Annotated in this window: 3 protein-coding genes and 1 pseudogene; 2 read left to right on the top strand and 2 right to left on the bottom strand. The window is 64.8% G+C overall.

Going from position 1 to position 8,196, the window contains the following annotated elements:
* Together ABZ478_RS32990 and ABZ478_RS32985 are read left to right on the top strand one after the other, a co-directional pair.
* Positions 1–1,104: pseudogene (locus ABZ478_RS32990) on the top strand (helicase associated domain-containing protein); the annotation flags it as partial.
* Between the two features lie 722 nt (positions 1,105–1,826).
* Positions 1,827–2,333: a hypothetical protein gene (locus ABZ478_RS32985; RefSeq protein ID WP_359555266.1), complete on the top strand. Its 507-nt coding sequence runs from the start codon at positions 1,827–1,829 to the stop codon at positions 2,331–2,333.
* Positions 2,334–2,598: 265 nt separating this feature from the next.
* On the opposite strand, the gene ABZ478_RS32980 is transcribed toward ABZ478_RS32985, so the two are convergent.
* Both ABZ478_RS32980 and ABZ478_RS32975 read right to left on the bottom strand, forming a co-directional pair.
* On the bottom strand, positions 2,599–4,440 hold the full coding sequence (locus ABZ478_RS32980) for a hypothetical protein (protein WP_359555263.1): 1,842 nt from the start codon (positions 4,438–4,440) through the stop codon (positions 2,599–2,601).
* 23 nt (positions 4,441–4,463) lie between these two features.
* Entirely contained in the window at positions 4,464–7,241 is a 2,778-nt protein-coding gene (locus ABZ478_RS32975; RefSeq protein WP_359555260.1) for a DUF87 domain-containing protein, read from the bottom strand.
* Positions 7,242–8,196: the final 955 nt, after the last annotated feature.

Genomic DNA, 8,196 nt, shown 5'->3' with positions numbered 1-8,196 from the left:
CGGGAACTGCTGAAGTTCAGCACACCGCGCGACCCCGCCCAGCTCGCCGCGTTCATCAACCTCCGCGTCCTCAACCCCGAACACACCCACTGGCGACGTGGTGTGGAGGCCGCCGGCATCTACGCCCGCCAGCACGGCGACCTGAAGGTGCCCTTCACCTACCGCGTCCCCGCCGCAGGCGACGAACAGGAGCAGCAGGTGGAGGCCGAGGGCGCGGGATGGCCGGCCTCGCTCGCCGCGTTCCCGCTCGGACAATGGATCGCCGACGCCCGCCGCCTCTACGCCCGCAGCGACATGGACGCCGACCGCATCGCCCAGCTGGAACAGCTGGGCATGGTCTGGTCGCACTACGACGTCGCCTGGGACGAAGGCCTCGCCGCAGCCCGCGGCTGGGCAGCCGAGAACGGGCACCTCGCAGCACCGACCGACGCCACCTACCAGGGATACCGCGTAGGGATCTGGCTGAAAAACCAACGAGCAGCCGCCCGCAAGGCGGCCGAGATCGAACAGCGGCGAGCCGAGGGCCTCCCCGTTCCGTCGTCGACCGGAGCGCTGTCGGAGATGCGGCGTCAGCAGCTCGACGACATCGACCCCTCCTGGTGCCCGAACTGGCCGGTGGAGTGGCAACGCTGCTTCCACCTCACCCGACAACACCTCGCCGAGACCGGCGGTGGGCTCCCCACCCAGCCCGGCGTGGTCGTACGCTAAGGCGAAGACCTCGGCCGGTGGGTACGCACCCAGCAACTCGGCTTCGACAACCTCACGAGCGCCCAGCAATGGCTGTGCGAGGAAGTCCTCGGGATCGAACCCGCAGCCGAAGCCGAAAAACCGGCGCCACGACGCAGCCAAGCCGACAAATGGGCCCTCAACCTCACCGCCGCCACCCAGTACCACCAACGCGAAGGACATTTGCGAGTACCAAGGAGCCACACCGAACGGATCGTCCTCGGTGGCGAGGACGGCAGCCACGACGACGAGAAGGTGGAGGCGGAAGAACACCACCTGCGACTAGGAGCATGGATCAGCAACCAACGCTCCAGAGCCGCCACCCTCTCCCCCGACCGCGTGGAGCAACTCTCCAACATCGGCATGCGATGGACCTGATGCGAACGGCTCGACCGCCCAGGCGCAGCGGCCTACCCGACTGTGAAGCGCACATATAGCGTACGGAGGGCGTACAAGGTTGGTTCTTGGTGGACTGCGTACAACTGTGCCCCCGCTCGGATTACCCCGCCCGGCCCGCGTTCCGGCTGCTCTCGCGCTTGCCAGTTACGCCTCGGCCCACACCTGAACGGCAACGCAGGAGCCGCATCCCTAGCGGTTGGCCGTCATCGGCATGCGCTGGACCTTAAGGGAGCTGAATCAGTGCCCGAAGATCATGAAGAGGACAGCGGTCAGTACCGCGCTGATGAGCAGGGAACCAAGACAACCGATCCGGTTGCTGAAGAAGATCATGGAGCTCGTGTACCCGGAAAGCGCCATGGTTGTTCCGTCGGCGCCGCTGGCCTGGCGAGGTCTTCCGCCGTCCAGCCACCCCGCCCGGCGCCCGCTCCGCAGCAGCCACAGCCGGAGCCCGCCCGACCACAGCGAAATCCAGAGTGCCGCCAGAGAGGCGCTCCATCCGACCGGGCCCTCATCAGCGTGTCGGCTGGTGGTCGGTGCGGGCTCCCTCGGCTGCTGGCCGCGGCCAGGACGCGGCCGACGACATCGACTGGCTGGTGTCGGTCGCCTCGACGATCGTGCGGGCCCATCAGCACGTCATGGAGGGCTTCCGAGGGCACCTCGGATCGGTCACCATGGAGGTCCGTCGGCGATCCGAGGGTGGGATGAGCGAGGGTGGGAACGTTCTGGACGGGCAACGGAGCGGGCCGGAGCAGGTCGGACCCGCCCCGTGGCTGGCGGTGGCCTATCTGGTCGGGCTGTTTCTGGCCTACGTCGTACTGACGAACTTCACCGCAGAGCTGCGGACGGCGCTGTGGGGCGAGTCCGGCACCGTGACCGAAGTAGACTGCCGGACATACGACAACACCGTGGCCAATGCTGGAACGTCGACGTCCTGCTCGGGCACCTTCACCCCGGACGACGGCGGCTCGTCGTTCGATGTCCCCGTCGACGGCGACATCGATTCGCAACCGGTCCGCGCGTGGCTGGTGGACGGCACATCCGGCACCGCGTACGTCTCACCAACGGTGTGGGCCGGGGTGCTCCCGGTGGGGCTGTCCCTCCTCCTGGCCGGTATCCCCGCGGCGGTGACGGTGAAGCACGTGCGCCGCATCCACGCACAGCGCTCTAAAGAGCCGCTACACAGATCAGACCCAGAGTCGAGTGCGTGATCGACGACGAGCAGGACGGGTACAGCGCGCACGTCACCTGGCTCGACATCGACAAGCCGGGTACGTGGCTGGGAGGGCGGCCCGCAACCGAGGGCCGGCTCCCTCCGTGCCCCCCGTAGCAGCGCTGGCCTGCTTTGGCCTTCGTGGTCAGCAGGGTCGTCATGTAGAGCATGTTGCGGGACGGCGCGCCATGGTCGCTGCCCGACAGGGCGCTGAAGCACGCCGAGAGCGCGGTGCCGCTGCGCCAGGACGACGTCACACTTACTCACGGGGATTCCGGTGTGGGGACAACTTGGACACGAATGGGGACGCCCTCATACATCCCGGTTTCCGGGTCTACCCACAGCCTCAATTCTGCCTCAGCAGCACGCTGTAGTTCTGCTAGCCTTTCCTGATTCATCCCTGTGAGCTCGGGTGGCACTTCGATGTGGATACGGAGGCTATCGGGGTCCTTTAGCACGCTCGTGTATTTAGTGCCGTCAGTCATCACACTCGACCGAGTGGACTCTTTGTTACGAACAGGATCGTAGAATTTTTTGACAGCTTTCGACACGCTTTCCCTGACTAGCTTCTCAGGTTTGCTCTTTGAGTCTTCGAGCAGCCGTTTTCCCTGGATCCATTCGCCGCCTTTGATTGTCTGCCGGACTCGAACTTGACCACCACTGACCGTTTGCTCGGTTGTCTGCGCTCTCGTTTTCCCGTCCACGAAGTCCACGCCGGGCTGCTTCGTCGCAGGCTCGAAAGCATCCGGAAAATAGCGCAGCTTGGTGTGGATCTCCCGCATTTCATTGCGACTGAATCCGGGTGGCGGGTTCTTCTCGAACAGCTCCGGCGCCGGTCCCACCAGCCCTTCCGATGCTGCTCCGCGCCGCGCCCCTAGGCCCTGCAGGATGCCCTGGGTATATGCCTGCCTTATCCTTTCTTCCGCAGCCGCCTTTTCAGCGGCTACCTTACTCTCGGGCCCTGTGACAGCCATCCTGAAGTACCGGTTTTCTTGCGCCGGGTGTTCCCTGAACACTTCATCCGTTACTGTCTGCTCCTTCTTTTCGATGAGCGCAGGGATGAATCTTCCGTTGTGCTCCAGTGCCCATTCAACGAAGCGTGGTGGGACCTTGCTTGAATCAAGGGGTCCACGCCCCATCTGCGTCACCAGTTGCTCGAAGGGTGCGTGGCCTCTTCTCTCCAGCTCGGTGCGTATCTCGGAGTTGGTGCGGCCGTCGGGTCCAGGTACCTCCGGCTTCGTCTCAGCCCCTGGCTGATCGGCGCCGTTTGGGCCCGGCTTGGCGGACGGGCTGTCCGGCTGAGGGGATCCGCCTGGCTTCCCCTGGACAGGGGATTTGCCAGCACTCGACGTCGCTGGAGTCGTGGCCTCTGAGATGTGCCAGCCGTCGCTCGCTTGGAAACCCACGCCGATGTCCTGGGGATGAGTCACGCGCATGAAACCGCCGCCGTCGGCATCAACGCGCAGCGAGATAAGAACTTGGGAGGCTTCTTTATTGTCTGTGGAGACGTTGATTCTTGCCTCCTGACCAGGGTTTGCAAAGTTCGAGAAGGTTATGACTTTCGTACCATCACCCAAATCCGCAACCCTCACCATGATCTCTACCGTCTTGCCCCCGACTTCGACTTTGATCACCTGGCCGTCCGTCAAGTCGGACGCTTTGACGCTGATGATGGACGAGAGGTTCGACTCCTTCACCGCATCGCCCGGCTTTGCTGCATCAGTACTGACGGTGGTCGGGGACGATCCGCCGCCCGGGATCCATGAGAGGGACTGGCGAGTTCCGTCGTAAAGGCTGAGTTGGTCGAGGCCTGCTGAGAGGTTGCTTTGCGGGAGGGTTGCCGGATTTGAGGTGGCTTGCAGAAGGGCAGCTTGATCTATCGCTGCAATGAGTGCGGTGAAATCACCACCGAGACTTCCACTGCCATCCCCGTCCGGAATGTTGTACTGTTCCTGTTCGGCTTGGTCGAGGTATGAGTCGCCTTGAGACTCGTAATGCCAGCCGCCGCCTCCGCTGTCACTGTCGTTGAAAGACTCAGTCTTGTGGGGCTCGTTGGGGACGGCGACACTGCTCTCGTGCAAGTCTTCCAGAAAGTCTTTGGACAAGTCTCGACCTTCAGATTTCCTACTCATCGCTCCCTCTCTGATTGGCCTTGTTTGTCGGGTGGCCGGGCTTCTCGCGCCAGTCGGGCCAAGAGTTGCCGTTGGTCGGCCGGCTGTGTCCATTTCTCGGAATCGAGCATTTGCTGCGCGAAGCAGAGGGCCGTGCACTTCGCGACCTCGGCAAGCTGCGCAGCCAATGGTGACGGTTGCTGATCGTCGGGAAATTCAACCAACTGGTAGGCAGCGCTTTGGCAAACCCCCCAGACGACGCCTATTCCGCCATCCTCTCTACCTAGATCGCTCTTTCGCGCTCGGGCCCAAGCTTCCGTAAAATCCGTAGCTTCGCCGAGTTCGGCAACCGGGTACCTGCACAGGCATGGGCCTGGGTAGCCCTGCCAGATGGCGGCGCAGCCTAGATAGGGGCCGTAGGTCCCGTTCTGGCCGGCAAGGAGAAGGCCGCGCAGGTCGGCGGACGGCTGGTCTGTGTCCTGTCCCTCCGAGTGCGCGGTCAGAATGCGCTCGGCGGCCTGGCCGATGTGTGCGGTCTGGCTGTAGCTCCAGTTGGCGCGGGCGCCGCGGCGGTCGGCGAAGTGCTGGGCGCCGTGCCGGGCGACGCAGGCGAGCAGATCCTTCCGGTCGACCCAGTCTGGGCGGCGAGGTTCGATAACGGCGAGGAAGTCGGGCCACAGCCGGTCGAGGGCTCCGCGCGCCTGAACGGCGGAGTAGATGATCCGCGCCAGTGCGCGGCGCACTGGCGCGTCGCTCAGAAGGGCGCGAGCAGCCGCGCAGGCTTCCGGTGCCGCAAGGCAGTGCTGGTCGCAGTCGACCGATGGAAGCAGGCGGGCAGGCCGGGTGTCGAGGCCCTGACTAGCCATGTGGGTGCGCACGTCAGCGTGAGAGGGCCAGGTTCCGGTGCCGCCCTTGCTCGCAGGGATTTGAACCAAGAGTGGAGTGTCGTCACCGTCCGTGAAGACTGCTGCCCGGCCTACCGGGAGGGTTGCAAGTGTTGTGGACTGACGACCAGTCATGGCCATCGAGGCGGCGAGTACCTCGCGGTCGTCGCCGGCGACGATCCGGTGGGCGATCTTGAGGTTGGTGTTCTTAACGACGTCGGGCGCGAGTTTGGTGGGGATCTGGTCCGCGACGACGACTCCTTGGCCGTAGGCGCGGATCTCGGACAGCAGGTTGGTGAACGTTTCGACCGCCTTGCCCCGGACATCGGCCTCTGTGTCCTCACCACGGGCGGCGGGGGTGGTGTTGGCCAGGAGGCGGTGGGCCTCCTCGAGAACGAGCAGGTGCTTCAGGCTGTCCACGTCTCCGGACGCGCGGCGGTACTCGGCCAAGCGGATCAGCAGGAGGCCCATCACGAAGGCCTTGTCGTCGTCGTCACCCATCGCCTCCATTTCCAGCACGGTCGGCTCGCTCAGGAGTACGTCGGTAGGGGTGGAGAGGCGGGTGTCGAGCATGCGGCCCTTACCACCGGTTCGTAGGCTGTTCAACCGGGTGGTCAGTGCCGCGCGCAGGTCGCCGGTCACCTTCTCCTCGTAGCCGAGTTGCGGGATGAGAGCCTCCACCTTGGTGACCAGGTCGGCGAGGGTGGGGAAGGCTCGGGAGCGGTCGGCGTCCGGGTCCAGGCGCCGGTTGGTGTCGGCGGTGACATCCCAGCCGTGGTCGGCGTAGACGGCGTGCAGTGCCGCTTCCAGGATCTGGGGCAGCGGGGTCCACATGCCGAAGGAGGCGTTGAACGCCGAGCGTAGGAGGTCGAGGTGTACGGCGATCGGTGTGCCCTCCAGCACCTCAAAGGGGTTGAGTCGCAGGGGGGACGCGTTCTCGTTGCCGAGTGTGTAGACCTGCAGTGATGGTCCGATTGCAGGGTCGCTCAGCAGCACCCGATATTCCGTTTTGGCCGGTTCCAAGACGAGGAACGGCACACCTCGGCCGGTCGCCTGACGCAGCAGGTGGAAGATGGTGTTGGTCTTGCCCGAGCCAGTCACGCCGGTGACCAGAGTGTGCCGGGTGAGCTGGTCGGCTCGAACGGCGTAGGACGTGGGGGTTACGCGCCGCCGTTCGATGACCTTTCCAAGAGGGAGCGCGGTGGTGTCGGCGGGCGGGGGGACTGTGTCAAGTTCGGGGACTTCCGTGATCGTGAAGCCGTTGGTCTCCAGATTCGGGAAATGCACGTAGGCGGCCAGCTGTGTGGAAGTGAGAAGAGTCTGATGCTGGAAAGGTTGCAGATAGTGCGCGGGGGCAGGCACGTCGTCGGCCGGGTCGATCATCGCCCAGGAGGAAGCGAGCCGCGGTATGTCGTCGCGGTCCCAGATGCGAACCGGCTCTGGGAGCGAGCGCTCACCGGAGAACACGCCCTGCCACAAGCTGGCGAGCTGCGGATATCCGTCCTGGTCGCCGAGTAGGTAGACGGCGGTCCGCCATACCCCGGTGCCCTGGCCGTCGGTGAACGCTTTGAGTTGTACACCGAGCAGCTCCAGGTAGTGGGCCGCCAGCGGGCTCGGCACCCCGCCCAGTTTGGTGGCCGTCTCTACCGCCCGCATGTCGTTGATCAACCGCAGTTTCAGATCGCGCACCATTCTTTCGTCGACCGGTTGTGCCAGCACCGTCGCGGCCCAGCGCACCCGATGCAGGGCCCGCAGCAAGCGGTCGAAGGGGGCTGCGCCGTCGCCGGCGTCCGGCCGCTTGAGGGTCGGGATACCGAGGACCAGACCGCCGCGTGCCCACAGGTCGCCGTCTTTGTTGTCGGGCTGCAGGTCAATGGCGGGATACAGGGTGGCGAGGGCAGTCTCGACCAAGCGCCCATTGTTTCGGACTGAGTCCGCGGAGCTGCCTTCGGGAAGCCACGTTCCTACTCGGAACGAAGTCCGTCCTGGCTCACTGCCAGCCATGAACGCCAGCGGTACTTTGTACCGATACAACGCGGACATCAAATCGCGCGTGATTTGCCCTGTGTCGTCGGTGTAAGGCAGGACGCCGGACCGTCTGTCCGGCGCAGCCAGGTTCGCCGGATCGGGTAGGGACCGCGGAGCTTTGTCCATACGCCCTACGCCGGTGACCTGCATCAGTGTCCGCAGCTCCGGTGGTGCCCAGGTGAACTGACCTCGTCCAGCGGCGCCAGGAGGGGGCGGCTGGAACCCTGCGCGCTGTAGAGAGTCCAGGTCCGAAGCGGTTAGACCTTCGATCATCATGGCCGCTCATCCTCAGAAAGGTGGCCAGTACGAAGGGAGTGCAGTGTCGAGATCCGGTCATCCAGCGCCGGTGCTGCTCCGCAGGAACATGCCGAGTAGCTGGCCCGTATGAACATTTTACGTCGGAGAATGCTGCTCGCAGTTCAGGACCGCCGGCGGCATTGAGCGACGCAACGCTGCCTCGAGCCACGTCCTGTTCGCCGTCTGCTTCATCGACGGCTTGAGAGCGCCGCCACGGTACAACGCGATGAGCAGGCATCATCCTCACCGTTCCCGGTAGCGGACGACCGAGCGACTACTACGACAGCCAATGGCAGGTCGTGGGCCACAGGGAGCGTGCCCGGCGCAACGACGATAAAATTCGGTCATGGCCAGGTCGACAACGTGTGCCAGCTGCGGGACGACAAATGCGCCCGGTGCCCGCGTGTGTGGCCGCTGTGGCCAGGCCCTTGACCTCGTCCCCCCCACACAGCCGCGCTATCCACCCCCGCAGCAACCTGACGTCGCAGTGCCTCCCGGCGGCGGTGCCTGGCAACCTCGTGGCCCGTCCCACCACGACGGT

It is taken from the genome of Streptomyces sp. NPDC005706, assembly GCF_040631045.1.
GTDB lineage: Bacteria > Actinomycetota > Actinomycetes > Streptomycetales > Streptomycetaceae > Streptomyces.
Note: the sequence above shows the minus strand (reverse complement) of the source record. Positions and strands in the feature narration are given on the sequence as shown.